Origin of the sequence: Benzoatithermus flavus (assembly GCF_037908215.1) — a bacterium.
GTDB lineage: Bacteria > Pseudomonadota > Alphaproteobacteria > Geminicoccales > Geminicoccaceae > Benzoatithermus > Benzoatithermus flavus.
In genome coordinates, this window is sequence record NZ_JBBLZC010000030.1 from 1 (window position 1) to 26,527 (window position 26,527).

21 protein-coding genes and 2 pseudogenes are annotated in these 26,527 nt (G+C 69.6%); 10 read left to right on the plus strand and 13 right to left on the minus strand.

Going from position 1 to position 26,527, the window contains the following annotated elements; translation table 11 throughout:
• Together U1T56_RS24695 and U1T56_RS20780 are read right to left on the minus strand one after the other, a co-directional pair.
• Positions 1-168, minus strand: a pseudogene (locus tag U1T56_RS24695) (IS481 family transposase); the annotation flags it as partial.
• A 103-nt stretch (positions 169-271) separates the two neighbouring features.
• Entirely contained in the window at positions 272-613 is a 342-nt protein-coding gene (locus U1T56_RS20780) for a hypothetical protein (protein ID WP_418161421.1), read from the minus strand.
• Between the two features lie 210 nt (positions 614-823).
• On the opposite strand from U1T56_RS20780, the pseudogene U1T56_RS20785 reads away from it, so the two are divergent.
• Positions 824-994, plus strand: a pseudogene (locus U1T56_RS20785) (GYD domain-containing protein); the annotation flags it as partial.
• A 42-nt stretch (positions 995-1,036) separates the two neighbouring features.
• On the opposite strand, the gene U1T56_RS20790 reads toward U1T56_RS20785, so the two are convergent.
• The gene (locus tag U1T56_RS20790) at positions 1,037-1,636 is read right to left on the minus strand and encodes a short chain dehydrogenase (RefSeq protein WP_418161422.1); all 600 of its coding nucleotides are present in this window, start codon (positions 1,634-1,636) and stop codon (positions 1,037-1,039) included.
• Positions 1,637-1,813: 177 nt separating this feature from the next.
• Here U1T56_RS20790 and U1T56_RS20795 point away from each other — a divergent pair, with 177 nt between their 5' ends.
• Together U1T56_RS20795 and U1T56_RS20800 are read left to right on the plus strand one after the other, a co-directional pair.
• Complete coding sequence (locus tag U1T56_RS20795) at positions 1,814-2,656, plus strand: EamA family transporter (protein ID WP_418161423.1); 843 nt, start codon at positions 1,814-1,816, stop codon at positions 2,654-2,656.
• A 94-nt stretch (positions 2,657-2,750) separates the two neighbouring features.
• On the plus strand, positions 2,751-4,052 hold the full coding sequence (locus U1T56_RS20800; protein WP_418161424.1) for an NAD(P)/FAD-dependent oxidoreductase: 1,302 nt from the start codon (positions 2,751-2,753) through the stop codon (positions 4,050-4,052).
• A gap of 6 nt (positions 4,053-4,058) precedes the next feature.
• Here U1T56_RS20800 and U1T56_RS20805 read toward each other — a convergent pair whose 3' ends face one another.
• The 6 genes from U1T56_RS20805 to U1T56_RS20830 form a co-directional block, all read right to left on the minus strand.
• On the minus strand, positions 4,059-5,777 hold the full coding sequence (locus U1T56_RS20805) for a hypothetical protein (protein WP_418161425.1): 1,719 nt from the start codon (positions 5,775-5,777) through the stop codon (positions 4,059-4,061).
• A gap of 133 nt (positions 5,778-5,910) precedes the next feature.
• On the minus strand, positions 5,911-7,557 hold the full coding sequence (locus U1T56_RS20810; RefSeq protein WP_418161426.1) for a L,D-transpeptidase family protein: 1,647 nt from the start codon (positions 7,555-7,557) through the stop codon (positions 5,911-5,913).
• A 382-nt stretch (positions 7,558-7,939) separates the two neighbouring features.
• Positions 7,940-8,350 carry a hypothetical protein gene (locus U1T56_RS20815; protein ID WP_418161427.1) on the minus strand — a complete coding sequence of 137 codons (411 nt, stop codon included), beginning with the start codon at positions 8,348-8,350 and terminating at the stop codon, positions 7,940-7,942.
• 96 nt (positions 8,351-8,446) lie between these two features.
• Positions 8,447-11,944: a methionine synthase gene (gene metH / locus U1T56_RS20820; RefSeq protein ID WP_418161428.1), complete on the minus strand. Its 3,498-nt coding sequence runs from the start codon at positions 11,942-11,944 to the stop codon at positions 8,447-8,449.
• 49 nt (positions 11,945-11,993) lie between these two features.
• A complete protein-coding gene (locus tag U1T56_RS20825) occupies positions 11,994-12,917 on the minus strand; it encodes a methylenetetrahydrofolate reductase (protein WP_418161429.1) in 924 nt (307 codons plus the stop codon).
• Positions 12,914-13,927 (minus strand): ArsR/SmtB family transcription factor, encoded by a 1,014-nt coding sequence (locus tag U1T56_RS20830; protein ID WP_418161430.1) that lies wholly within the window; start codon positions 13,925-13,927, stop codon positions 12,914-12,916. The genes U1T56_RS20825 and U1T56_RS20830 overlap by 4 nt, the downstream gene beginning before the upstream one ends.
• A gap of 198 nt (positions 13,928-14,125) precedes the next feature.
• Between U1T56_RS20830 and U1T56_RS20835 the strand changes: the two genes are divergently transcribed.
• Both U1T56_RS20835 and U1T56_RS20840 read left to right on the plus strand, forming a co-directional pair.
• Entirely contained in the window at positions 14,126-14,923 is a 798-nt protein-coding gene (locus tag U1T56_RS20835) for an MlaA family lipoprotein (protein WP_418161431.1), read from the plus strand.
• Positions 14,920-15,582, plus strand: coding sequence for an MlaC/ttg2D family ABC transporter substrate-binding protein (locus tag U1T56_RS20840; RefSeq protein ID WP_418161432.1), 663 nt, complete (start codon positions 14,920-14,922; stop codon positions 15,580-15,582). The genes U1T56_RS20835 and U1T56_RS20840 overlap by 4 nt, the downstream gene beginning before the upstream one ends.
• Before the next feature lie 13 nt (positions 15,583-15,595).
• On the opposite strand, the gene U1T56_RS20845 is transcribed toward U1T56_RS20840, so the two are convergent.
• From U1T56_RS20845 to U1T56_RS20855, 3 genes are all read right to left on the minus strand, one after another.
• Positions 15,596-18,322, minus strand: a complete 2,727-nt coding sequence (locus U1T56_RS20845; protein WP_418161433.1) for an ATP-binding protein — start codon at positions 18,320-18,322, stop codon at positions 15,596-15,598.
• A 6-nt stretch (positions 18,323-18,328) separates the two neighbouring features.
• The gene (locus tag U1T56_RS20850; protein ID WP_418161434.1) at positions 18,329-18,526 is read right to left on the minus strand and encodes a hypothetical protein; all 198 of its coding nucleotides are present in this window, start codon (positions 18,524-18,526) and stop codon (positions 18,329-18,331) included.
• Positions 18,527-18,746: 220 nt separating this feature from the next.
• Positions 18,747-19,118, minus strand: coding sequence for a response regulator transcription factor (locus U1T56_RS20855; protein ID WP_418161435.1), 372 nt, complete (start codon positions 19,116-19,118; stop codon positions 18,747-18,749).
• A 260-nt stretch (positions 19,119-19,378) separates the two neighbouring features.
• On the opposite strand from U1T56_RS20855, the gene U1T56_RS20860 reads away from it, so the two are divergent.
• Complete coding sequence (locus U1T56_RS20860; RefSeq protein ID WP_418161436.1) at positions 19,379-21,532, plus strand: sensor histidine kinase; 2,154 nt, start codon at positions 19,379-19,381, stop codon at positions 21,530-21,532.
• A gap of 146 nt (positions 21,533-21,678) precedes the next feature.
• On the plus strand, positions 21,679-23,355 hold the full coding sequence (ettA, locus tag U1T56_RS20865; RefSeq protein ID WP_418161437.1) for an energy-dependent translational throttle protein EttA: 1,677 nt from the start codon (positions 21,679-21,681) through the stop codon (positions 23,353-23,355).
• Between the two features lie 45 nt (positions 23,356-23,400).
• On the opposite strand, the gene U1T56_RS20870 is transcribed toward ettA, so the two are convergent.
• Entirely contained in the window at positions 23,401-23,694 is a 294-nt protein-coding gene (locus tag U1T56_RS20870) for a GYD domain-containing protein (RefSeq protein WP_418161438.1), read from the minus strand.
• An 88-nt stretch (positions 23,695-23,782) separates the two neighbouring features.
• Here U1T56_RS20870 and U1T56_RS20875 point away from each other — a divergent pair, with 88 nt between their 5' ends.
• The 3 genes from U1T56_RS20875 to U1T56_RS20885 all read left to right on the plus strand — a co-directional run bounded on the left by U1T56_RS20875 (position 23,783) and on the right by U1T56_RS20885 (position 26,430).
• Positions 23,783-24,151: a hypothetical protein gene (locus U1T56_RS20875; protein ID WP_418161439.1), complete on the plus strand. Its 369-nt coding sequence runs from the start codon at positions 23,783-23,785 to the stop codon at positions 24,149-24,151.
• A gap of 22 nt (positions 24,152-24,173) precedes the next feature.
• The gene (locus U1T56_RS20880; RefSeq protein WP_418161440.1) at positions 24,174-25,847 is read left to right on the plus strand and encodes a cation:proton antiporter domain-containing protein; all 1,674 of its coding nucleotides are present in this window, start codon (positions 24,174-24,176) and stop codon (positions 25,845-25,847) included.
• 76 nt (positions 25,848-25,923) lie between these two features.
• Positions 25,924-26,430 (plus strand): hypothetical protein, encoded by a 507-nt coding sequence (locus U1T56_RS20885; RefSeq protein ID WP_418161441.1) that lies wholly within the window; start codon positions 25,924-25,926, stop codon positions 26,428-26,430.
• Positions 26,431-26,527 lie beyond the last annotated feature (97 nt).

The following is a 26,527-nucleotide window of genomic DNA, read 5'->3' on the forward strand; positions in this document are numbered from 1 at the left end:
CAGACGTTCCAGGTCGCGGTGGCTGTGGATCGTGATGCCCGGCACCTCGCGGATGGTCTCGGTGCTGACCCCGTAGCACCGGACCAGCATGCCGGTGCGCTCGGGCGAGCGGGCGATCTCGGCGCGTACGGCGGGCGTGGCACGGGCGTCGGGATGGATCGAGAGCATCGGGCTGGCCGCCGATGACCGCCAGCCTTCGGTCTCGATCACATCCTGGACCGGGTCACGACAATGTTCCGCAACCAGACAGCTTACTGCTCCATCCGGCAAGTCATGCGGCCTTGGGCAGGAGGGCGATGCCGGGCTGGCGGTGCGGGCGATGGCGCCGTCGCTGTCCCCCGGTGACGGGCTGGCGGTGCGCGTTCCAGCGCTCGGTCGCCTGCGCGACGGCCTCGGCAACCTCCTCCCAGGTCTCGAAGCGGCGTCCCGCGAGGGCGCGCGAGCGCAGCACCTTCCACCGCGATGCCGGGCGGTGTCTCGCCCCGGCTGGCGCGCCAGCCGCCGCGGGCGCGCGCCAGCCGCCGCGCCGGGGCCGCCGCGAGCGGGCCAGCGCCTCCACCGCCGAGCGCTCCTCGGCGGGCAGGTCACGCAGGCAAACCGGCGGGCCACGCATGGCCCATCCAGGAGAGGCCACCACCATACCCCGCAACTTGCCGGATGAACCATTTAGGGCTGGACCGTTCGATGTCAAAGCTCCGTCCCCGCTGGAGCATGTCGGGAGGTCGAGCCATGCCGATCTTCGTCACCCAGGGGCCTACAGCCGGGAGGCGATCAAGGGCATGACCGCCAGGCCCGAGAATCGGAGACCGGTGGCGGCGAAATTGTGCGGGGCGGCGGGCGCAGGATGCTCGCCTACTGCGTCACCTTCGGCGAGCACGACTTCCTGATCGTGTCCGAAATGCCGGGCCCCGAGGAGGCGGCGACCGTGGCGCCGGCCGCCGCGGCGGGGTCGGTCACGGACCTGAAGACCACGCTCGCCATGACGACGGACGAGGCGCGCGAGGCATTCGCGGCACCGGGCGCTGCGGAGCCCTGGTCAGAGCACGCTGAACACCTGCCCGGTACGCAGGCCCTCCACGCTCTTGGCGTAGGCCAGCGCCACGCGGGCGGCGGGGACGGGCTCGTGCCCGCGGAAGTAGGGGCCGTAGCTCGGCATCGATTCGAGAAGCACGCCGGGGCTCACCGCGTTGATGCGCAGGCCCCGCGGCAGCTCGATCGCGGCGGCACGGACGAAGGCGTCGATGGCGCCGTTGACCATCGAGGCCGAGCTGCCGAAGCGGATCGGATCGTGGCTCAAGACACCGCTCGTGAGCGTGAACGAGCCGCCGTCGTTGACGAAATCGCGGCCGATCAGGACGAGGTTCACCTGCCCCATGAGCTTGTCCTTGAGGCCGAGCCAGTAGTCGGCCTCGGTCATCGTCTCGAGCGGCGCGAACTTGACTTTGCCGGCGGCGGAGACGACGGCGTCCACGCGCCCGATCCGCTCGAACCCGGCACGGATCGAAGCCGCCTCGGTGATGTCCATGTGGACGTCGCCGCTTCTGCTGCCGACCGCCACGATCTCGTGCCGCTCGCCCAGCTCCTTGGCCACGGCCCGGCCGATCGTTCCCGTGGCCCCCACCAGCACGATGCGCATGGTCCGCTCCTTTCTCTTCCGTGTCGCCTCGGGGTGACAGATGACCGGTTTCGCGTCGGCGACACAAGGGCCATGCGTGCGCGCGGGGATGTCGGCCGTAGCGGCCGGGCGGAGGAGCCGCTAGCGTGACCGTGCGACGACAAGACGGCGACCATCTCGGACCTTGGGCGGCCGACCTTGACCCCACTCGTCTTCACCGTCGTCCTCGGGGCGGCGATCCTGCACGCGACCTGGAACGCGCTCGTCAAGCACGGCGGCGATCCGTTCCTGCGGCTCGCGGTCGTGAACCTGACGGGAACGCTCGTCTGCCTGCCGTTCCTGCTCGTGGTCGAGCCACCGGTGGCGGCGGCCTGGCCCTGGATCGTCCTCTCGCTTTCGATCCACGTCGGCTACTGCGCCTTCTTGTGCCTCGGCTACCGCACCGGCGATCTCAGCCAGGTCTATCCCGTGGCGCGGGGCGTGGCACCGCCGGTCGTGGCGATCCTGGGGCTTCTCGTCGCCGGCGAGGTACCGAGCCCGGGCGGGCTCGCGGCGCTGGCGCTGATCTCGGGCGGCATTCTCGTCATCGCCTTCGGCCGGCGCGCGCCGGGGCAGAGCACGAGGCCGCTTCTGCTCGCCGCCGCCTGCGGGCTCGCAATCGCCGGCTACACGATCTGCGACGGGCTCGGCATCCGGGCGGCACAGAGCACGCTCTCCTACATCGTCTGGTTCTTCTTCCTGGACGGGCTGCCGTTCGGGCTCGGCGTGCTGTGGTTGCAGCGGCGCCGCTTGAGGGCGGCGCTGCCGCCGGTGCTCCTGCCGGCGATGGGCGGCGGGCTGCTTTCGTTCGCGGCCTACGGACTCGTGATCTGGGCGATGCGCACGACACCCATGGCCTATGTCTCGGCTTTACGCGAGACCAGCGTCATCCTCGCGGCCGTGATCGGCACGCGCCTCTTGGGCGAGCCCTTCGGCCGCGAGCGGGTCACGGCCGCCTGCATCGTCGCCGGCGGGATCGGGCTCCTCAAGCTCGCGAGCTGAGGCTGCCCTCTCCGGCACGGCTCGGGCGCTGGAGACGAGCTCCGAACCCGGTTAAGCTCCGCCGCGTCCAGAACATCTTCGAGCGGAGCGGAGCATGGGCGAGCGGTACGACGCGGTCATCGTCGGGGCCGGGATCATGGGGTGCGCCATCGCCCTCGAGCTCGCGCGCAAGGGCTGGCGCACGCTCAATGTGGATGCGCTGCCGGCGGCGGGCTACGGCTCGACCAGCGCTTCGGCCGCGGTGATCCGGGTCTACTACTCGACCCTCTCCGGCACGGTACTGGCCTACGAGGGCTATCATTACTGGCGCCACTGGCGGGAGCATCTGGACCTGCCGGCGGACGAGGAGCTCGCCCGCTTCGTCGAGACCGGCTCGGTCGTGATCAAGACCGAGGAAAACCGGCATCTGCGCCCGGTCTGCGCCCTCATGGAGCGGCTCGGCATTCCGTTCGAAGACTGGGATGCGCCGCGGCTGAAGCGCGAGCTGCCGTTCTACGATCTCGGGCGCTACGCCCCACCGCGGCGACCCGAGGACCCGGCCTTCGGCGAGAGCTCGGGCGAGATCGCGGGTGCGGTGATGTTCCCGAGCTGCGGCTACGTCTCCGACCCGCAGCTCGCCGCGCGCAACCTGCAGCGGGCGGCCGAGCGCCGCGGCGCGCGCTTCCGCTTCAACGCCAAGGTGATGGCGATCCGCAGCGCGGCCGGGCGGGTGCAGGGTGTGACCCTCGCCGACGGCACGGCGATCGATGCGGCCGTGGTGGTGAACGCCGCGGGGCCGCACTCGGCCGTGATCAACCGCATGGCCGGGGTCGAGGCCGACATGGGCGTGAGCACCCGGCCGCTGCGGCAGGAGGTGGCTTATGTCCCGGCGCCGCCCGGGGTCGACTTTTCCCGTCGCGGGCTCGTCTGCGCCGATGGCGACGTCGGCTGCTACTGGCGCTCGGACATCGGCAACAAGCTCCTGATCGGCGGGCTGGAGCCGGCCTGCGATCCGCTCGAATGGGTCGATCCCGACGACTGGAACCGCGAGCTCACCGAGCAGTGGACGGCGCAGGTCTACCGCACGGCGCTGCGCATCCCGACTCTGCCGATCCCGAGCCAGGCATCGGGCGTGGCAGCGCTCTACGACGTCTCGGACGACTGGATTCCGATCTACGACCGCTCGAGCCTCAAGGGCTACTACATGGCGGTGGGTACCAGCGGCAACCAGTTCAAGAACGCGCCGCTCGTGGGCGTGCTCATGGCCGAGCTGATCCAGGCCTGCGAGCAGGGCCTCGACCACGACCGCGAGCCCCTGAAGCTCGAGGGACGCTACACCGGCCTTACGATCGACATGGGCTTCTTCTCGCGGCTGCGCTCCGTCAACCGCGACAGCAGCTTCTCGGTTCTGGGCTGAAGCGCCTCAGCGGCTTGCGGCCGCATCGTAGCAGGCCCGGTAGGCCTCGCGGCCGAACTCGACCCAATGCGCGTTGACCGAACTGCCGTTCTCGACGGGTGCCCGGTCCCAGGCGAAACTGGTCGCACCGAACCAGCGGCCGCAGGTCCGATAAGGGTGGATCGTGACGTAATCGCCGTAGCGCTCGTCACTCCCGTTGGCGATCCCGAACGCCGCCCGGTGGAGCTTCCGGAAATGGCCCACGCCCGGCGTGGAGCGGTCGTCGATCCCGACATAGCCGCGCACGGCGAGCCCGCCGCCCCCGGCCCGGCCGCCGGCGGCGACGCTGATCCCGATGTCGCCCAGGACGTTCGAGGTTACGGCCGGGTAGCCGATGCAGCGGTCCGCGTTCCACAGATGGGGCTGCGCCCGCACGCGGAGATCGAGGAGCGCGAGCACAGCCGAGCGGACATGGGCCTGGGGAATGCCGCCCACGGGTGCGGAGTTCCAGTAGCAGGCGAGTACCCCCTCGGGCTCGTTGGCACCTTTGGCGACGGTGCAGCGCACCCTGAAGCCCGCGATCGACCAGGGCGACATCCGGAAGCCGAACCGGTCGCCGATCCAGTCGAAATCACCGATACCGCCGCGACAGTCGGGGTTCTCGAACCGGCTGGGCTGCACGAAGCGGACGGTCTGGCGCGGCACGCGCGCACTCTCGGGCCAGGTGAAGATGCGGATCGTGTGGTCCGTCTCGTGCTGCATCCAGTACATTGCCGCCTCGTCGTAAGCGCCCTCCGCCGGCACCCAGATGCGCTGGCCGATCTCGGGATCGGCCTGGGCGAACGAGGTGAAGGACAGGCGGCCACAGCGCCGCAGCGCCGCGAGCGGCACGCGGTACATGCGGGCGGTCGCAGGACCTTCCGGATCGTTCGCGTCGAGCTCGTTCACGCCGAGATAGAGATAGTTCCTGCCGAGCGCGATGTGGGGATAGTCCGGCTGAACGCTCGGATCGAACGGGAAGGTGTAGGAACAGGCAGCGGCAGGGCTGTCGAGCTTCCGGCGCACGAACAGCCGGACGACCCCGGGGCCGGCGAAGAAGGGATCGGCCATGTAGAGCGCCGAATGGAAGGCCGTGCCGCCGGGATCGATGACGACGTTCTGGTCGCAGCAGAGATAAGGCGCCTCCCGCGGGCCCGGCGGCAGCGCGATCTCGGTCCAGGTTCTGCCGCCGTCGGTCGAGTAGCCGGCGCGGTCGGGGTTCGCGGTGGCGAAGACGCGCCGGCCCCAGTTGACGGCGGCGGGCTCGGACAGGGCCAGGGCGTTCGGGCTCTCGGCCGGCCCGATCGGGCTGTTCCGGCCGAACACCAGCGCCGCGCGCGGTGGTGCTCCGGTGAAGGCCGGAGGCCCGACGAGCTCGGTCTCGGGCGGCAGGGTCGCCGCCTCGCTTTCCGGCACCATCTCCGCTCGGACGGCTCTCGGCCGCGCCGGCCGGTCCTGCCTGCGGTGCAGGAGGGCGGCGCGCTCCCGCGGCGACATCGACCGCAGCGGAACCGCCTGCTCCGCCGGTCCCGGCTCGTCCGGCGCCAGCGTGCCGGTGGTCACTTTCTGGCCCGGCAGCAGACCGTCGTTTCCGGAGAGCTCTCCTGCCGCGGCCCCGGTGCAGAGCGCAAAGCCCAGTGTCATGGCCAGCGGCAGGGCCCGTGCCCATCCGAAGCGTGTGATCCCTGCCGTGGTCTCGACGGTCATCGGCCATCTCCCCCCTGCTGGCGGGCCTCGTCCCGGCAGCATGTCGGGCGAGGTCTTGCCAGGAGAAGAGATTAGCGACCGGAACGATGGCGGCGACGAAATTCTTGCACGGGCCGCCAAGGTCCCGGCCGCATCAGGATCGCGGCAGAGCCTGAGCGGCCGGCTGGCCGAGGCCGGTCACGGCGGCGGGATCGCCGCTCGCGGAGCGAAGCGCCAGGGGGTCGGCTGTCGGGGCGAGCGGCGCCGGCTCGGGCTCCGGCCGGGGTTCGGGCGGCAGGCCTTTGCCCTTGAACACCGTGATCCCCCCGGCATCGTGGCCGTAGAGATCGGGCCGCAGGTTGAGGCGGCCATCGTCGTCGACGAAGGCGGTGCGGTAGTCGAGGAAGACCGGCACGGTCTCGCGCAGCTCGATCCGCCGCGTCTTCTCGGAGGCGAAGGCGGCGTCGAGCCTGGCCGCGTCCCAGCCTTCGCGGCTGAGCAGCGCCAGCGCCAGCTCGATCGGCTTCTCGACCCGGATGCAGCCGTGGCTCAGGCTGCGCTCGCTGCGGGCGAACAGGCCACGCTGCGGCGTGTCGTGCAGGTAGACGGAGTGGTTGTTGGGGAACAGGAACTTGATCCGGCCGAGCGCGTTCTCGGGCCCGGGCCGCTGCACGAGTTGGCCCTGGCCTCCACCTTCGGCCGAGGCGCGCCAGTAGAAGCCGTTCTTGGCGAGATAGCCGGGCTTCTTTCTCTCCTTGTCGAGCAGCTCCGGGGTGATGCTCGTCGGCACGTACCAGGACGGATTCAGCTCGATGTAACGGATGCGGTTGTCGAAGATCGGGGTGGGCTTGTCCTCGTCGCCGACGATCACGCGCGAGCGTAGGACCACCTTGCCGTGCTCGACCAGGCGCAGCTCGTAGCCGGGGACATTGACCTCGACGTAGCGCGGTAGATGCGAGCGGTCCTCGATGCGGCGCGCGAGATTCACCCGCACCTGCCCGATCTGATCCGCGACCGGCGCGTTGAGAGCCGTGAGCGTGCGGCCGCCGACCACCCCGTCGGGCGCCAGCCCGTGACGCTTCTGGAAGCTGCGCACCGCATCCGTGAGCCGGTCGTCCATCTCGGTGCCGGCGAGCTCGCTCGCGGGCAGATCGGCGGACTGGACGAGACGCCGGCGCAGATCGGCGATGTCGGGCAGCCGTTTCCTGGGCGGGAAGGCCGGGGCCACGTCGATCTCGGGGCTCGCCACCTCGAACGGCGGCACGCTCGGCGCCGGTCCCGGCACGGTTCCGACGCGATGCCAGCCGCCCAGGTCCCGCACGATCTCGAGCTCGGTGAGGGCGAGCGCCAAAGGTGGGGTCACCTGGGCCTGGTCGAGGTCGGCCAAGGCGCGCAGGGCCTTGGCCGTCGGCACGTCGGCACCGCCGCTACGCCGGGCGAGATAGGCGAGCGCGGCACGGGTGAGCCGGAACTCGGCCTGCTGCAAGGCATCGGGCTTGCCGCCTTTCGCGAACGCCCCCGCGAGCGCCATGGTGTCGCTGCCGGCGGGCTCGACGCGGCTCTCCAGCGCCAGGAGAGCCAGCATCGCGGTGCGCCGGCGCTCGGCTTCGCGGCTGCCGGTCCAGAGCGGGGCGAAGCCGCGGGCGGCATAAAGGGCCCGAAGGGCGGGCTCCTGCTGCAGATCAGGAGCGGCGGCCAGCGATGGCGACGGCACCGGACGAGTATCGGCCGCCCTGACAGCCGACGGCACGGCGCCTGCGCAGAGCAGAAGCGCCGCGATGACACAAGCGGTACGACCCATCGTTCCCATGCTCGTAACGGCAACCCGAGAGAGATTGATCCAGCAGGGGCCGCCTCGGCGGCAAGCTACCCCAAAGCAACCCTCAGCGCGAGTATCGCTGCGGTCACAATTCTATTCATACGTCAGCCTGCGCATCCCGAACAATCTCCGAACGAGACCATGCGTCGCACCTGCCACACCATAGCGCGAGCATAATTCGGATTCCGATCATGAAGATGTAGATCGGCAATGGCTGATAGCTACGCTATCTGCCAGGGCGGCGGGCCTTGGCGGCATCGGCAGTCCGACCGGGATGCCGGGAAGCTATCATGAGGAGGAGTTGGCGGACGCCGGCGCGGCTCGGGCCGTTCGCAAGCGACAGCTTCGCCCGAACCGGCGCGGCTCAGCCTTTGCCGGCCACGAGGTCGAGCACGCGCTCGCGGAGCTGCTTCAGGGCCTCGGCGCTGGCTGCAGGGTCCTTGGTCTTCAGCGTCCGCTCGGCCTCGGCGAACGCCTGGTCGTAAGGTGCCCGCTGGTCCTGTGGCAGCCCGGCGAAGACGCTGCGCACCTCCTGGACGGTGTCGTAAGCGTAGTCCAGCGCCCTGGCCGCATGATCCTTGTCGCGATCCTCGGCCGCCTTGTGGAGCTGCTCGGATGCGGTCAGGAGGCGCTGATTCACGTTCTCGAGCCGTTGGTCGGGAACGACCTTCTGCGGGTTGGGCGGCGGCTCGGTCGGCAGGCTCTGCTGGGCACCGGCGAGGCCGGGCAGGACGAGAGCCGTGGCCAGGGCGGTCGTGAGCAGCAGGGCGCGCATGGGTTCCATCCTCCGGGCGATGCATCGGACGGAGAACCTAGCTTCCTGCCCGAGGTTCCTGCGGCTCGGCGGGCACGGATGGCTCGCCGACATCGTTCAGACGTTGAAGTAGCGCGCCTCGGGGTGGTGGACGACGATGGCGCTGGTGCTCTGCTCGGGCCAGAGCTGGTCCTCCTCGGAGAGCTCGATGCCGATGCGGGATGCGCCCAGAAGGTCGAGCAGCGCCGCTTGGTCGGCTAGGTTCGGGCAGGCGGGGTAGCCGAAACTGTAGCGCGAGCCGCGATAGCCCTGCTTCAGGAGCTCACGCATCTCGCGCGCGTCCTCGTGGCCGAAGCCGAGCTCGGCGCGGATCCGGGCGTGGACGTACTCGGCCAAGGCCTCGGCGAGCTCGACGCCGAGCCCGTGCAGCCGGACATAGTCCTGGTAGCGGTCGGCCGCGAACCATTCCCGCGCGGCCTCCGAGGCGCGCTGGCCGATCGTCACTACCTGCAGGCCGATCACGTCACGCTCGGGCTCGTCCACGTCGCGCAAGAAATCGGCGATGCAAAGGCCACCTTCCTTCTGCTGGCGCGGCAGACGGAAGCGGGCGATCTCCTTGCGGCCGTCCTCGGCGAACAGCACGATGTCGTTGCCCTCGCCCGCGGCCTTGAAATAGCCGTAGGCCGCCTTGGGGGCGAGAATGTCCTCTGTCTCGGCCTCGGCGACGAGCTTGGCCAGCACCGGGCGCAGCTCCTTCTGCGCCCAGGCCAGGAACTCGTCGAGCTTGCGGCCCTGCTTCTCGTAGCCCCAGTGGAATTGATAGAGCATCTGCTCGTTGAGGTAGGGGAGAAGCGCCTTCACCGGCACGTGCTCGATCACCCGCGCCCCCCAGAAGGGCGGGGTCGGCACCGGCACGCTGCGCGTGAGCTCGTGGCGGCGCAGCCGGATCTCCTCGAGATCGACCGGTCGGGCCGCCATCACCCCGGCACCGTTCGCGAAGGCGAGCGTGCGCGGTTTCTTGGCGCTGCGCTGGGCGGCCTTCGCCACGCGCTCGGCGACATGGGCCTCGAAGCCGCCGGTCACGACCTTGTCCATGAGCATGAGGCCGTCGAAGGCGTCGCGGGCATAGGCGACCGGCCCCTCGCCGTAGGCCTGCCAGCAATCCTCCTCGACATAGGCGCGCGTCAACGCCGCCCCGCCCAGGAGCACGGGGTAACGGATGCCCTGGCGCCGCATCTCCTCGAGATTCTCGCGCATGATGACGGTCGATTTCACGAGGAGGCCCGACATGCCGACGGCATCGGCTTTGTGCGCGGCTGCCGCTTCCAGGATGGTGCTAAGCGGCTGCTTGATGCCGAGATTGACGACCTTGTAGCCGTTGTTGGTGAGGATGATGTCGACGAGGTTCTTGCCGATGTCGTGCACGTCGCCCTTCACGGTGGCGAGCACGATGGTGCCTTTCTGCGTGCCCTCGACCCGCTCCATGAACGGCTCGAGATAAGCCACGGCCTTCTTCATGGTCTCGGCCGACTGCAGCACGAAGGGAAGCTGCATCTTGCCCGCACCGAACAGCTCGCCCACCACCTTCATCCCGTCGAGCAGGATGTCGTTGATGATGGCAAGGGGCTCGTAGCGCTCGAGCGCCTGATCGAGGTCGGCCTCGAGGCCCTGCTTGTCGCCATCGACGATCCGCTGCTTCAGGCATTCCTCGATCGTCTCGGGCCGCTGCCTCGCCGCCCCTTCGCCGGCCTTGCGGTCGGCGAAAAGGGCGATGAACGCCTGGAGCGGATCGTAGCCCGGCGCCCTGCGGTCGAAGATCAGATCCTCCGCGACCTTGACCTCCTCGGCCGGGATCTTGTGCAGCGGCACGATCTTGCTGGCATGGACGATGGCACCGGTGAGGCCGCGCCTCATGGCGTGATCGAGCATCACCGAGTTGAGGACGTGGCGGGCTGCGGCGTTGAGGCCGAAGGAGACGTTGGAAAGGCCCAGGATGATCTGGACGTCCGGGAACTCGCGGCGGATGTCCTCGATCGCCTCCAAGGTCCAAAGGGCGAGCTTCCGGTCGTCCTCGTTGCCGGTGCAGATCGTGAAGGTGAGCGGGTCGATCAGGAGGTCGGACGGCGGCAGGCCGAAGCGGCCGCAGGCGAACTCGACGAGACGGCGCGCGATCCTGCGCTTGTCCTCCCGCGTCTTCGCCATGCCGTGCTCGTCGATCGTGAGTGCGATCACGGCGGCGCCGAACTTGCGGGCCAGGGTCATGCGGGCCGTGGCCGGCCCCTCCCCGTCCTCGAAGTTGATCGAGTTCAGGACCGCCTTGCCGCCATAGAGCTCGAGGGCGGCTTCCAGCACCGGCAGCTCGGTCGAATCGATCACGAGCGGGCTGTCCACCTGGCCGCGCATCCGCTCGACGACGACGGTCATCTCCTTGACCTCGTCGCGGCCGACGAAGGCAGTGCAGACGTCGAGCGCGTGGCTGCCCTCCTTCACCTGCTCGCGGCCCATGGCGACACAGCCGTCCCAGTCGCCCGCAGCCTGGAGCTCGCGGAATCTCTTCGAGCCGTTGGCGTTGCAGCGCTCGCCGATGGCGAGGAACGTGTTCTCCTGGCGCAGCGGCACCGCCGAGAAGAGCGAGGCGAGCGACGGGACGGGCTCGGGCGCGCGCGCGCGGGGTCGTGGCCGCCAGCCGTCCTCGGCCATGCCTCGCAGCATGGCGTCGAGGGCGCGGATGTGCGCAGTACCCGTGCCGCAGCAGCCACCGACGATGTTGATCCCGTCCTCGCGGATGAAGCGCTCGATCCAGCGGGCGAGCTCCTCGGGCGAGAGGGGATAGTGGGTACGGCCGCAGCGCAGCTCGGGCAGGCCGGCATTGGGCAGGCAGGAGACGAGGCCGCGCCAGTTGCGGGCGAGATAGCGGACGTGTTCCGCCATTTCCTTGGGGCCGGTGGCGCAGTTGAGGCCCATGACCGGCACGCCGAGCGCGTCGACGATGGTAGCGGCCGCGGCGATGTCGGTGCCGACCAGCATGGTGCCGGTGGTCTCGATCGTGACCTGGACCATGAGCGGCAGCTCCCGGGCCCGGCGCACGAAAGCATGGCGGCAGCCGTTGACGGCGGCCTTGATCTGCAAGGGGTCCTGGCAGGTCTCGATCAGAAGCGCGTCCACACCGCCCGCGATCAGGCCCTCGGCCTGGACGGTGAACGCCGCCTCGAGCTCGCGGTAGGAGACATGGCCCAGGCTCGGCAGCTTGGTGCCGGGGCCGATCGCGCCGATGACGAAGCGGGGCCGGCCGTCGCCCGCCACCTCCTCGATCGCCTCGCGGGCGATCCGGGCGGCGCGCTGGTTGATCTCGAGAGCGCGCGCCTCGAGGCCGAACTCGGCGAGCGTGATCGGCGAGCCGCCGAAGCTGTTGGTCTCGACCGCGTCCGCGCCGGCGAGGAGATAGCCTTCATGAATCTCGCGGATGAGATCGGGCCGGCTGAGATTCAGGATCTCCGAGCAGTTCTCCTGCCCCCAGAAATCGTCGAGCGTCAGATCCCTCGCCTGGATCTGGCTGCCCATGGCGCCATCGAGGAGAACCACCCGCTCACGGGCGAAGCTGAGGAAATCGGCCATCGGCGAACCAATCCCAAAAAGGCGAGACGGGCAACGGCGGACGGGCGGCTCAGGCCGCGGCCGCGACGGCGGGCCCGGTGCCGAGGAGCTGGCGGATCGCCAGCGGCAGCTCGGCCCGGTTGAGGGCGTAGACGTGCATCCGGGTCAGGCCTTCGGATGCCAGCCGGCGACACTGCTCGGCGGCAACACTTGCTGCGATCATGCCGTGGAGCGGCGAGCCCTCCTCGATGCCGTCGAACAGGCGCTCGAGCCAGGCGGGGATGCCGGCGCCGCAGGCGAGGCTGAAGCGCCGGACCTGCGAGAAGCTGTGGATCGGCATGATGCCGGGCACGAACTCGACCTCGATTCCGGCCGCGACCAGCCGGTCGCGAAAGCGCAGGATCCTGTCGGTGTCGAAGCAGTACTGGGTGATCAGGCGGTTCGCCCCCGCCTCGACCTTGCGGCGGACGTTTTCGAGATCGGCCTCGGCGCTCAGGGCCTCGGGATGGATCTCGGGATAGCAGCCGACGCTGATGTCGAAATCGGCCACGGCCTTGAGGCCACGGACGAGATCGGCGGCATAGGCGTAGCCGTCCGGGCGCGGCTCGTAGCGCGCAGCACCCTTGGGCGGATCGCCCCGGAGCGCCACGACGCGGCGGATGCCCTGCTCCCAGTAGCGGCGGGCGAGAGCGTCGATCTCGGTGCGCGAGGAGTAGGCGCAGGTGAGGTGTGCTGCCACCGGCACGCCGAAATGGTTCTGGATCGCGACGGCGAGCGGAAAAGTGCCCTCCTCGCCCGAGCCGCCGGCACCGCAGGTGACCGAGATGAAGCGCGGGCAGGCGGCAGCGAACAGCCCGAGATTGCTCCACAGCCGGGTCGCGGCCTCGGGCCCCTTCGGCGGGAACACCTCGATCGAGAGCTCGACCGAGGGCAAAGGCTCGTCGAGCCACGCCATGGTCCTGGCCGTCCCCCCGCTGCACGCAGCCGAGATCATGCGGCATCCCTCCTGGTCAGATCGCTCGTATCGTGGCCCTCGACGGCCGGAGCGGCGCGCCGGGCGGTCCAAATCACCACCGTGAGCTCGGGCCCCGGCAGCCGCACCGGCTCCTCGGCGACGAGGCCCAGCTCCTTGAACCAGTTGCCGATCTCGTCGTCGCTGAAGCCGAGACGGCGATGCTTCTTCTGCTCGCGCAGATGCTCGAGCTCGTGGCGGGCGAGATCGACCACGATCAGCCGCCCGCCCGGTGCGAGCACGCGCGCGGCCTCGGCCAGCGCCGCGAACGGATCGTCGGCGAAATGCAGCACCTGGTGCAGCGTGGCGGCCGCGAAGGCACGGTCGGGCAGCGGCAGCTGGTACATGTCGCCGTGCCGGACCTGGCAGTTCCGGGCCTCGCGCTGGTCGAGGTTGGCGCGGGCCACGGCCAGCATCTCGTGGCTGAGGTCGATACCGAGGCCGAAGCCGATCTGGCCGGCGAGCACCTGCAGGATGCGGCCCGTGCCGGTGCCGATGTCGACGAGGCTCGTGGCACGCTCGCGGGCGAACAGCTCGCGCAAGGCCGCCTCGACCACCGCGCTCGGCACGGCGAGGTCGTGCTCGCTGTCCCACTCGCTCGCCCGGTTGTTGAAGAAGCGCTCGGCCTGCTGCCGGCGCGCCTCGCGCACCGCCTCGAGCCGGCGCTGGTCCTGCCGCATGACGGGATCGCGGTCGGGCAGGAGGCGGCACAAGGAACGGGCGAGCCGCGCCCCTTCCCCGCTCTGCGCCCGGCGGTAGAACACCCAGCTTCCCTCGCGGAAGCGGTCGAGCAGCCCGGCCTCGGCCAGGATCTTCAGGTGGCGCGAGATGCGCGGCTGGCTCTGGCCGAGGATCTGGACGAGCTCGCTCACCGTCCACTCGCCCTGCGAGCAGATCGCGAGCAGCCGCAGCCGCGAGGGGTCCGCCGCGGCGCGGAGACCATCGAGGAGCGTGTCGAGCGAGCCCGTCGCGGGGGCGAGATCGGGAGCCATGTCTTTCCATACCATAACGACGAGAGGATATGTACATGTCTTTATATACTTCCGTCAACACGCTTGCACCGAATGTCGCGGGCGGTGGATTCGGCCGCGGGGGCTCGCTTGTCAGCGGGACACGCACCATCTAAGAGCGCTGACGGTGATGCTTCCTGGTGGCGCCGCGATCCTGCGGGGTGTGGAGGAACAAGCGGAATGCATGAGGCCGTGCATCGTGCCGCGCCGGCTCGTTCCGTCCGTGCGCGGCATGGCCGCTCGGGTGTGCTGGCACTCACGCTGCTGGCCGGACTCGCCCCATCCGCCAAAGTCCGGGCGCAGGAGACCGTCTGGGACCCGATCGAGCCCGTGAACCGGGCCGTCTTCGGCTTCAACATGCTCGCCGACGAATGGGTGCTCGAGCCCGTGGCGCGCGGCTACCGCTACGTGGCGCCGGAGCCGGTGCGCCGCTCGGTCGGCAACTTCCTCGCCAACCTGCGTTCGCCCGTGATCTTCGTGAACGATCTCCTCCAGGGCGAGCGCGAGCGGGCCGGGATCACGCTCGGCCGGCTCATGATCAACACGACCCTCGGCGTGTTCGGGCTGTTCGACGCGGCGAGCACGTTCGGCTACCTGCCGCACGACGAGGATCTCGGCCAGACGCTGGGCGTGTGGGGGGCGCCGCCCGGACCCTACATCATGCTGCCGCTCCTGGGTCCCTCCAACGTGCGCGACGCGTTCGGGCGTGTCGGCGACTGGGCGATCGATCCTTTGAACAACTGCTGTATCGACACGGACGAGCGGCTGGGGCGGCTCGGCGGCTCAGCCATTTCCGAGCGCGAGGCCAACATCGAGGTCATCGACGATCTCAAGCGGAACAGCCTCGACTTCTACGCCACGGTGCGCACGATCTACGCGCAAAGGCGTGCGGCCGACATCCGCAACGGCGCCGCTCCGCCCCCGGGGGGGCAGGAGAACTACGAGGACATCTTCAAGGACGAAGGCACGGAACCATGACGCACTTCGGCCTTTCCGACACCACGTCCCGACGCGGGGCGCTCCTGGGGGCTGCGGCGGCCCTGCTTCTGTCCTCGCGGTCCGGCCTCGCGGCGATCGCGGATGCGAGCGCTACGCCCAGGGAGTTCATCCAGCGGCTCGGCGATCGGACCGTTCAGATCCTGAACGAGCCGCAGTCCGAGAACGCGCGCAAACTGCAGGAACTCAAGCGTCTGCTCGACGAGGCGACCGACCTCGATCTGATCGCACGGCTCGTGATGGGCCGCTACTGGCGCGAGGCGAGCGAGACGCAGAAGGCCGAGTATCTTGAGCTGTTCCGGGCGCTGGTCATGCAGACCATGGCCGAGCGGTTCAGCTGGTACACGGGCGAGACCTTCGAGATCACGGACGCGAAGCCGGTCGACGAGCGCGATACGATCGTCTCGACCCGGATCAACCGCACCAACGGCAAGCCGCCGATCCTCGTCGATTGGCGCGTGCGGAAGGGCGAGCGCGGCTATCTTCTGGTCGACATCGTGGCCGAAGGGGTGAGCCTCGTCGTGACCCAGCGCTCGGAGGCGGCCGAGATCATCGGCCGCAGCGGCATCGACGGTCTCCTCGCCGAGATGAGGAAGCGCATCGCCAGGCGCGACGCCGGGCGCTCCCCGACCGGCACCTGAGCCGCACCGACCTTCAAGCCGCCGCTCTCTCCACGGCCACGGCCGCCGCCGGCAGGGTGAAGCAGATGGCGGCTCCACCCAGAGCCGCGTCCTCGACCCAGATCCGGCCGCCGAAATGCTCGACGATCTGGCGGCAGATGGCGAGCCCGAGCCCCGTCCCTTGCGGTTTGCCCTTGAGCGTGCTGCCGCTCACCTGACGGAACTTCTCGAAGATCGCCTCGCGGTAGGGCTCGGGGACTCCGGGGCCGTTGTCCTCGACCCGAACGAGATAGAGCCCGTCCTTCTGCCCGAGCGCTATGTGCACATGGCCCGTGCCGTCCGCCGGCACGAACTTCGACGCGTTCGAGAGCAGGTTGATCATCACCTGGATCATCCGGTCCTTGTCGCAGCGCACCTGGCTCGGCGCTTCGGCGAGGCTCTGCGTCAGGCGAATCCGCTTCTCGACGAAGAGGCCGTGGGTCGCGGCCACCGCATCGGCCACGATCTCGCGCAGCCCGCATTCGCAGACGTGCCACTCCATCCGGCCGGATTCGATCTTGGAGAGGTCGAGGAAGTCGTTGATGAGGCGGGTGAGCCGGTCCGATTCGCGGACGATGATCTCGAGGAAGTGGTCGCGCTCCTCCTGCCCGAGATCGGGATTGTCGAGGAGGATCTCGGAGAACGAGCGGATCGAGGTCAGAGGGGTGCGAAGCTCGTGGCTCACCGTGGCGAGGAAGTCGTCCTTGAGCTGGTCGAGCTGCCGCAGGCGCTCGTTCGCGTCCCTGAGCTCGGCCGTCGCCCGCTCGAGTTCGCGCGACTTCTGCTCGAGCTGCTGGCTGTGCTCGATCACCTGCGAGGTCTCGTCCAGGATCTGGATCAGGTCGTCCGGCCCGATCACCTCGCCGTGCACGACGGAAGCGATCATCACCCGCGCCGAAGCCGAGCCGATGGCACGCGCGAGTTGCCGCTCGGCGAGCTGGACCAGCGCCGCGTCGGCCGTCTCGTCGGGCGAGAGCACCTCGCCGCGGCGGCGGAAGTCCATGGCGAACACCGCGTCGGCCCGGTGCTGGCCCAGAAAGCGGATCAGAAGACCGCGGAGCGCGGCGACCTTGGCCTCGCCGCGCCAGAGCCGGCCGATCCCTTCGCGCTGCTCGACGTCCACGAACAGCACGGCCTGCAGCCGCTCGAGATGGCCTTGCCAGCCGAGAAGCCCGCAGAGCACGACGAGCAGCGTGTTGACCCCCAGGCTCCAGACGACGGCGTGGCTCACCGGCCCGAGGCCTTCGAGGCCGAAGAGCGCATGGGGGCGCAGCAGCCGGAAGCCGAAAGGTCCGTGCGCGACGAAGCCCGCATCGATCACCCCGGCCTCGGCCATGGCCGGTAGAACGAGAGTATAGCCCCAGACGAGGACGCCGGCCAGAAGGCCCAGCATGGCGCCCATGAGGTTCGCCTGCTTCCAGTAGATCCCGGCGACGATCAGGGGAGCTACCTGGGCAACACCGCAAAAGGCGATGAGTCCGATGCTGACGAGGGAGAAGCTCTCGCCGACGAGGCGGAAGAAGAGATAGCCCAGGAGCAGGAGTACCACGATGCCGGCGCGCCGGATCATCAGGATGAGGCCGGAGAGATCACGCCGCCGGGTGAGCCTCAGAAGATGCAGGCGCAGCAGCACCGGCATGACGAGATCGTTCGAGATCATCGTGCTGAGCGCCACGGTGGCGACGATGATCATGGCGGTCGCGGCCGAAAGCCCACCGAGATAGGCGATCACGGCGAGCCATTCCTGTCCCGAGGCGATCGGCAGGAGGAGGACGTAGAGGTCGCGCTCGGCGAGGCCCCGGACCACGCCGGCGAGTGCGATCGGCAGAACGAACAGGTTGATGGCGAAGAGATAGCTCGGCAGGAGCCAGCTCGCGGTGCGCAGGTGTGCCTCGTCGACGTTCTCGATCACCGCCACCTGGAACTGCCGGTCCAGGAACAGGAACGCGAGGCCGGCGAGGAGGGTGGTGAGAAACCAGTCGGCATAGCCCGCCGTGCCGCCGCCGATCGTCAGGGGCGGCCCGTCGGGCAGCTCGACGGCGCGGGCGAGGATGTCGCCGAAGCCGTCGAACATCACCCAGGTCACGTAGGCGCCGACGATCAGGAAGGCCGCGAGCTTCACGACGCTCTCGAAGGCGATGGCGAGCACCATGCCTTCGTGGTGCTCGGTCGCGTCGATGTGGCGGGTGCCGAAGAGCACGCTGAAGAGGGCGAGGAGCAGCATCACGAAGAGCGCCGTATCGGTGCCGCCGGCGCCGGCGACGGGCAGGCCGGAGCTGCCGACGAGCGCGGTGACGCTGGCGGCCACCGCCTTGAGTTGAAGGGCGATGTAGGGAATGGCGCCCAGGATCGCGACCACGGTGACGAGGCCGGCCAGGAGCGCGCTCTTGCCGTAGCGCGCGGCGATGAAGTCGGCGATCGAGGTGATGCCGTAGGCCTTGGTGATCCGGACGATCTTTCGAACCAGAAAGCCGAACAGCAGGGCCGCGAGCGTAGGGCCCAGATAGATCGGCAGGAAATCGAGCCCCTGGCTCGAGGCGAGGCCGACGCTGCCGTAGAAGGTCCAGGCGGTGCAGTAGACGCCCAGCGAGAGGGTATAGATGTAGGGGCTGCGAATGACGCTGCGGCCCTGGTCGGACCGGCGATCGCCCCAAGACGCGATGGCGAACAGGAGGCCCAGATAGAGCAGCGAGGCGAGGAGGACGGCACCCGCGGTCAGCATGGGGCCTCAGCCTCGTCGCCAGACCACGGTGAGTGCCGTCAGCGCGATCGTGCCGATCCACACCAGAAGGAGGTAGTAGGGTGTCAGCGGCACGCCGCTCGGCAGGATGATGCCGTCCACGATCGCGAGCGCCGGGAAGTTCAGGAGGATCAGGCTCACGAGAAAGACGGCGAGCTGCCGGTTGCGACGGCGTGGATCGACCATGGGCGATTCGGTTCCCGTTCCGCGGCCCACGCGCAGCGCACCCTGCCGTTCCGCCGCTGGCCTGGAGCGCCCCCCACCCTCGGGCCGGGCTGCACGAGCCGGCCCGAGACCCCGGACTTCTTGGTGCTTCGCCAGCCTGCTGGGGCCGTACGCGTCCGCTCGAGCGAGCAGTAAAGCAGAGTGCGCCGAGCGATCAAGCGCCGGCGCAACACCGGGATGCTCAGCTCACGCCGAGCATCCGCTTGACCTGCTCGACCAGGTCGCGGGTCGAGAACGGCTTGGTGACGTAGGCGTCCGCGCCCAGCGCCAGGCCACGCTCGCGCTCGACGTCGCGGCCGCGCGCGGTCAGCATGATGATCTTGGTGCCGTTCCACTCCGGCCGGGCCCGGATCCGCTCGCAGACCTCGTAGCCGTCGAACTCGGGCATCATGACGTCGAGCAGCAGGAGATCGGGTGGGGTGCCTTCGAGCGCGTCCAGCGCCTCCTTGCCGTTTCTGGCCACCTCGACCTCGAACCCGGCTCGACGCATCAGGAATTCGAGCGACATCACGATGTTGGGCTCGTCGTCCACCACGAGGATACGCTTGCTCATCTGTCCTCCCGTTCGGTCCGGCGGCAGCGGCTCTCCGGCCCGAGCTTATTGCACGAACCTTAGGTCAAGGGGCGACAGGGACACACGATACCTTTTGCCTCAGCCCCGGACGGGGCTAGGCTCGCGGCTCCGGTATCCCGTCAAGGCGGAGGAACCTTCGTTCTCTCCCACCCGAAACGAGTATGTGGCAGAACGAAGCCGCTCCGGCCGTCGGAGCGCACGGGCAGATCGATCATGCGCAAACGAGCGAATACGGCGGCATGAGCCTGGTGACACGGCTGCATCTCCTCGTCGTGCTCGCGGTGCTGCCGGCGATCGGCATCCAGGGTTGGGACGAGCTGATCCTGCGCCGGGATCGCGAGGTCCAGGTCCGGGCCGAGGCGCTGCGCCTCGCCCAGTCCGCCGCCGGCGAGCTCGACGGCATCCTCGACGGGGCGCGCACGCTCCTCCTGTCGCTGGCCGCGGCACCTTCGGTGCGCCGGCAGGATGCCGTCGCCTGCCGGCAGCTCGTGACGGAGCTCGCGCACGGCATCGAGAAATATGTGGCAGTCGGTGCGGTCGACGGTTCCGGCCGCTGGTTCTGCGCCGGGGACGACGTGCCCGTAGCGAGCCTCGACGCGTCCGGGACGGCCTGGTTCGAGACGGGGCGAAAGGGCGAGGGCTTCGCCGTCGGCACCTATACCCAAAACCCGCTCACCGGCAGAGGTGTCCTGCCCATGACCCTGCCTTTCGCGGGTCCGGACGGCAGGACGGGCGGGCTGGTCCATGCCAGCCTCGACCTCGCATGGCTGAGCCGGCATTTCGCGGCGCGGGTGCTGCCGCCCGGCGCCACGCTCGCCGTCACGAGCCGCGACGGGAGCCCGATCCTGCGCCTGCCCGAGGCCGCGCAGGTGGGCCAGCCCGTGCGCGAGGAGCTTCGCTGGATGCTCGCGGCCGACCGGCCCGGCGTGCTCGCCGGCATCGACGACGACGCGTCTCGGATCATCGCCTATGTGCCGCCGGCCGCCACGACAAATCGCTCGCTGCTCGTGATCGTCTCGCTCTCGCCACGGGAAGCACTTCCGGAGCTTGCGACCGCGAGCTGGCGCGGCCTGCTGCTGATCGGCTCGTGCCTCCTCCTGGCGCTGGCCGCTGCCCACTTCGCGGGCAGGGCCTTCATCGTGCAGCCGGTGGAGGCTCTCCTGCGCGCGGCCGAGCGCTGGCGCGCCGGCGACTTCGGTGCCAGGGCGGGTCTCGCCGACCGGCACTCCGAGCTGGCCCGGCTGGGTGCGGCCTTCGACGGCATGGCCGCGAGCCTTGAGGCCCACGAAGCGCAGATGCAGGAGACCCTCGAGGCGCTCAAGGAGAGCGAGGCGCGCTTCCGGCAGTTCGCCGAGAACAGCCACGACGTGCTCTGGATCTTCGACCGGCAGCGGAACCGGCACGACTACATCAGCCCGGCCTTCGCCCAGATCTGGGGGCGAAGCGGCGACGCGCTGCTACGGGGCGAGATCGCCTTCCTCGATACCGTGCACCCGGACGACCGGGCGAAGGTCGAGAAGGCGCTGCCGGAAGTGCTGGGCGGGCGTGAGGTCGCCCTCACCTACCGGATCGTCCGCCCCGACGGTGGCATACGCTGGATACGCGACAGCGGATTCCCCATCCGGGACGGCGCCGGCAGGATCGTCAGGGCGGGCGGCATCTGCCGCGACGTCACCGAATGGGCGATGATCACTCAGGAGCGCGAGCGCAGCCTGCGCGAGCGCGAGCTGATGCTCCGCGAGATCAATCACCGGGTCAAGAACAACCTGCAGGTGATCATCAGCCTGCTTCGCCTTCAGGCCAATCGCAGTGGCAGCGACGAGGTGCGCGATGCGTTCGACGAGGCGTGCGGGCGGGTGAGCACGATCACCGAGCTCCATTCGGCCCTGTTCGAAGGCACCCAGATCAGCACGCTCGACTTCGGCTCCTATCTCCACGAGCTGTGCGCCCGGCTCGAGGCCGGGATGCGCGGCGCCCGCGTGGGCGAGATCCGGATCGAGGTCGACTCGCAGCCGGGCAGCGCCATCGACCTCGACCGGGCGGTGCCTCTGGGCCTGATCGTCAACGAGCTCGTGACCAACGCCATCAGGCACGGCCTCGCCGACCGGCACGGCGGCACGGTGCAGGTGCGCTTTCGGCCCGACGGCGACCGCTACGTTCTGAGCGTGCACGACGACGGACCCGGCATCGTCGCGAACGGCGAGACCGTGCTCGAGCAGGGCCTGGGCATGCAGCTCGTCCACGGCTTCGTGAAGCGCCTTCAGGGCACGCTCACGATCGACGGCACGCACGGCTTCGAGGCCGTCGTGAACTTCCCGGCCCGATCGGAGCGGCACCGCCGCGAGACCGGCCCGGAGCCCCGGCCCGAGGCCGATCCGGCCCTCCCTCCTTGAGCCCTGCTGCCGGCACCGGCCCGAACGGGGCGATAGAATCCGGCCCGCTCTCGTGCTAGGCACGCACGAGAGCGTAACGTCACCCCCAACATCCTTCGCGGGAGAAGGCCGCGCATCGCCGCGGTCTCCCGAGACTATCCAGAGAAATGGCCGCTTATCAGTACATCTACGTGATGAAGAACGTCTCCAAGATCTACCCGGGCGGCCGGGAGATCATGAAGAACGTCACCCTCGCCTTCCTTCCCGGCGCCAAGATCGGCGTGCTCGGCATCAACGGCGCCGGCAAGTCGACGCTGCTTCGGATCATGGCCGGGCTCGACCACGACATCGGCGGCGAGGCCTGGGCGGCCGAGGGTGTCAAGGTCGGCTATCTGCCGCAGGAGCCACAGCTCGATCCCACGAAGGACGTGCTCGGCAACGTCATGGACGGTGTCGCCGAGACCAAGGCGCTGCTCGATCGCTTCAACGCGGTATCGATGCGGTTCGGCGACCCCGATGCCGACATGGATGCGCTCATGGCCGAGCAGGCGGAGCTGCAGGAGAAGATCGACGCCTGCAACGGCTGGGAGATCGAGCGCACGCTCGAGATCGCGATGGACGCGCTGCGCTGCCCGCCGGGCGACGCCGACGTGACCAAGCTCTCTGGCGGCGAGCGGCGCCGGGTGGCCTTGTGCCGTCTCCTCCTCTCCAACCCCGACCTTCTGCTCCTCGACGAGCCCACGAACCATCTCGACGCCGAATCGGTCGCCTGGCTCGAGCGCTTCTTGAAGGATTATCGCGGCACCGTCGTCGCCGTGACCCACGACCGCTACTTCCTCGACAATGTCGCGGGCTGGATCCTCGAGCTCGACCGCGGCCGCGGCATCCCCTACGAGGGCAACTATTCCGGCTGGCTCGAGCAGAAGCGGAAGCGGCTCGAGCAGGAGGAGCGCGAGGAGAAGGCGCGCCAGCGCACCCTCGCCCGCGAGCAGGAGTGGATCGGCCAGAGCCCGGCGGCACGGCGCGCGAAGTCGAAGGCCCGCATCTCGGCCTACGAGGAGCTCCTCGCGCAGTCGCGCGAGAAGGCACCCGACAGCGCCCAGATCGTCATCCCGCCGGGCCCGCGCCTGGGCGATCTCGTCATCGAGGCCGATCATCTGAGGAAGGGCTTCGGCGACCGTCTCCTGATCGAGGATCTGAGCTTCAAGCTGCCACCCGGCGGCATCGTCGGCATCATCGGTCCGAACGGTGCCGGCAAGACCACGCTGTTCCGCATGATCATGGGCCAGGAGCAGCCCGACGGCGGCACGATCCGGATCGGCGACATGGTCAAGCTCGGCTATGTCGACCAGAGCCGCGACGCGCTCGCCCCCAACAAGACCGTATTCGAAGAGATCTCGGGCGGGCTCGACCAGATCGAGCTCGGCAAGCGCAGCATCCCGGCCCGTGCTTATGTGGGTGCATTCAACTTCAAGGGCTCGGACCAGCAGAAGAAGGTGGGCCAGCTCTCGGGCGGCGAGCGCAACCGGGTGCACCTCGCGAAGCTGCTCAAGTCCGGCTCGAACGTGATCCTGCTCGACGAGCCCACGAACGACCTCGACGTCGACACGCTCCGGGCACTCGAGGATGCGCTCCTCGACTTCGCCGGCTGTGCCATGATCATCAGCCACGACCGCTGGTTCCTGGACCGCATCTGCACGCACATCCTGGCGTTCGAGGGCGATTCGCAGGTGGTCTGGTTCGAGGGCAACTACCAGGACTACGAGGCCGACCGGCACCGGCGCCTCGGCACCGACGCCGACCAGCCGCACCGGATCAAGTACAAGCCCCTGAAGGTGGCGTGAGGCCGCTGCCCGGCCCGGCATGATGCCGGGCCGGGCCCCTGCCGCTCAGCCCAAGGATGCGATGATCTCGCGGTATGCCGCTTCCGGGAACGCCTTCATCGTCTTGGTCCTGACGAAGCCGGCAGCACCCAAGAGCAGAAGGAAACGGGCCGAGATCGCATCGTCCGGCGCCTCGTAGACGAAGACGATGTCGTGCTCGCCCAAGGTCAGGTAGAAGGAGACGATGTCGCCGCCCATCTCGCGCAGGTGCTGCCGCACCGCATCGAGACGCCGCGGTGAATCGCGGACGTTCTGCATCCCCTTCTCGGTATAGTTGGCAAGGGCGACATAGGTCGGCATGGTGCACCTCATGGTTGACGCCCGGCGGCGGCACAGGCGCGCCGGCCGCCCATCTTACGCTTTCGGGTGCCTGCTCGCGACCGCGAGCGTGGCCCTGCCGCTCGTGGCCACGGCCGCCGAGCGCGACGAGCGTGCCGGTCATCCGGACGAGCGCTACGCGCTCAGTGCCGCGCATCAGAGCGGACGGTTCGTCGCCTGGCGGCTCGACCGGTTCGACGGCCGCGTCTCGGCCTGCCTGCGCGCCGGAACGCAGAGCCTCGTCTGCTCGGCCTGGTCGGCGCCGGCGGCCCCGGCCGCCACGGGCCCCTTCGCGATCAACGCCGAGAACTCGAGCCCGGTCGGCACGCTCTGGGTCTGGCGGATCGACAGCGAGAGCGGTCGGCTCGACTATTGCACCCTGCCCTGCTGCCAGGACCTCGCGGCCGTGGCACCTTCGTGCACGTCGAGCGCGCCTTGACGCCGGCACGCCTACCGGCATCATGCTGTTCGACCAGCTCCTGACCACGGCCGTGCTGCTGCTGGGTGCCAGCACGGTGGCGATCGTGCTGTTCCATCGCGCCGGCTTCGGCTCGGTCCTGGGGCTGCTCGCCACGGGGGTCGTGCTGGGGCCGCACACACCGGGACCTGTGATCGATATCGGCCCGCTCACGGCGGCGACCGAGCTCGGTGTCGTGTTCCTCCTGTTCGTCATCGGCCTCGAGCTCGAGCCGCGGCGGCTCTGGGCGATGCGCCGGGCGTTCTTCGGGCTCGGCACGCTGCAGATGGTCCTGAGCGGGGCTGCGCTCGCCGGAGCGGCGCTCGTGGCGGGCCAGCCCTGGCGGGCGGCGCTGATCCTGGGACTGGGCCTCGCCCTCTCTTCGACCGCCTTCGTGCTGCAGCTCCTGAGCGAGCGGGACGAGCTCGGCTCGGAGCACGGCCGCACCGCCTTCGCCATCCTGCTGCTGCAGGACATCGCCGTGGTGCCGCTTCTGGCCCTGGTACCGTTTCTGGCACCGGGGCCGGCGGGAGATGCCGCTGCGGTCTCGCCGGGGCCGCGCCTCCTCCTCACGCTCGCAACCGTTCTCGGCATCGTCGCCTTCGGGGGACTGCTGCTGCCGCGCGCCTTCGCCATGGTGGCGCGCCAGCGCAGCGCCGAGGGCTTCGCCCTGATGGCGGCGCTCTCCGTCCTGGTCGCGGCCTGGGTGACGCACCATGCCGGCCTGTCGCCGGCGCTCGGCGCCTTCCTCCTCGGCGTCGTGCTGTCGCAGTCGCCGTTCCATCACCAGATCGGGGCCGAGATCTCTCCCTTCAAAGGCATGCTGCTCGGCCTCTTCTTCATCTCGGTCGGGATGGCGATCGACATCGGCCTGCTCCTGCAGCACTGGCCGCGCATCCTCGTGGCCGTCCTCGTGCTGATCCTTCTGAAGGGAGTCGTCATCCTCGCCTTGTGCCGGCTGTTCGGCCTCCACGCCGCCGCGGCGCTGCGCACCGCCCTGCTCATGACGCAAGGCGGCGAGTTCGGGTTCGTGCTGTTCGCCGCGGCGGCCGGAGCAGGCATCATCGGCAGCGAGCTGCATACCACGGCCCTGCTCGTGATCTCGGTGTCGATGGCGGCGACCCCGCTCCTGGCTCGGCTCGGCGACTGGCTGGCCCGGCACCTGCCGCGAGCACCCGGGCCGACGGTGGAGCAGGCACCCGACCGGCACGTCGTGATCGCGGGCTTCGGCCGGGTCGGGCGCGCCGTGGCCGCGATGCTCGATGGCGCCGGCGTGCCCTACGTGGCACTCGACCTCGATCTCACCCGCGTCCTGGTCGCGCGCAAGGCGGGCCGGCCCGTGTTCTATGGCGACGCCAGCGACCCGCTCGTCCTGGATCGCGCCGGCACGGGCAGAGCCGCGGCCTTGGTGATCACGCTCGACAAGGCCAGCGCCGCGGAGCGGATCGTCACGAACGTGCGCTCCTTCTATCCCGGCATTCCGGTCGTGGTGCGCGGCCACGACGCTGCCCTCGGCTACCGGCTGGAGCGGCTGGGTGCGAGCATCGTGGTGCCGGAAACGCTCGAGCTCAGCCTGACCCTGGGCCGAGCGCTGCTGCAGCGGCTGGGCTGCAGCGAGGACATGATCGAGGAGGCGGCGCGCACCGTGCGCGAACGGCATCGGCAGACGGCGGAATAGCGGGCATCGCGCGCGAACCCTTGCCTCGCGGCCGCGCCGGCCTTTACCTGTCGGTCGGCTTGGCGGAGGGACATCGATGGCAGAAGCTCGCAACGGCCCGCTCCTCGCCCTGGGCTGCCTCTTGGCCCTGGCCGGGTGCGTGGACATGTTCACGGCGAGCAGCGCACCCGTAATCGCGCGCTGGCAGGGCGATACCCGCCCGGCACCCGAGGGAACCGCCATCGTCTGGCACGGGACCACCACTGCCGGCAGCACCACGGCCGCCGTGTGCGCGCCGCTGGCGTTCGACGTCACGGTCCACCGCGATCCGCTCACCATCCCCGCCGCGGTGAATGGGCGGGCCTACCCGACCACGGCCCCCGAGGGAGTGGGCCAACACGTGAGCGGTGCTCTCACCTCCTGGTGGATCGAGGGCTACCAGAACAGCGACAATTTCGTCGAGCTCGAGAGCAAGATGCAGCGGCCGGTCTTCTTCCGCGCCCGGCCCTATTCGGTCTGGCGCGGCATACAGGACGGCAATCGGATCGTGCTCGTCGAATCGGGCTCGCCCTGCGGCCGGGAGCTCGTTCTGACCCGCCGCTGAGCCGCCGCGAGCGGACAGCCGGTTTGCCGCGACGGTTGTTGCAGGCCTTCGCGGGCTCTCGCATATAGAGTGCGGTTCCCGACGGGAGCGAGCCGCA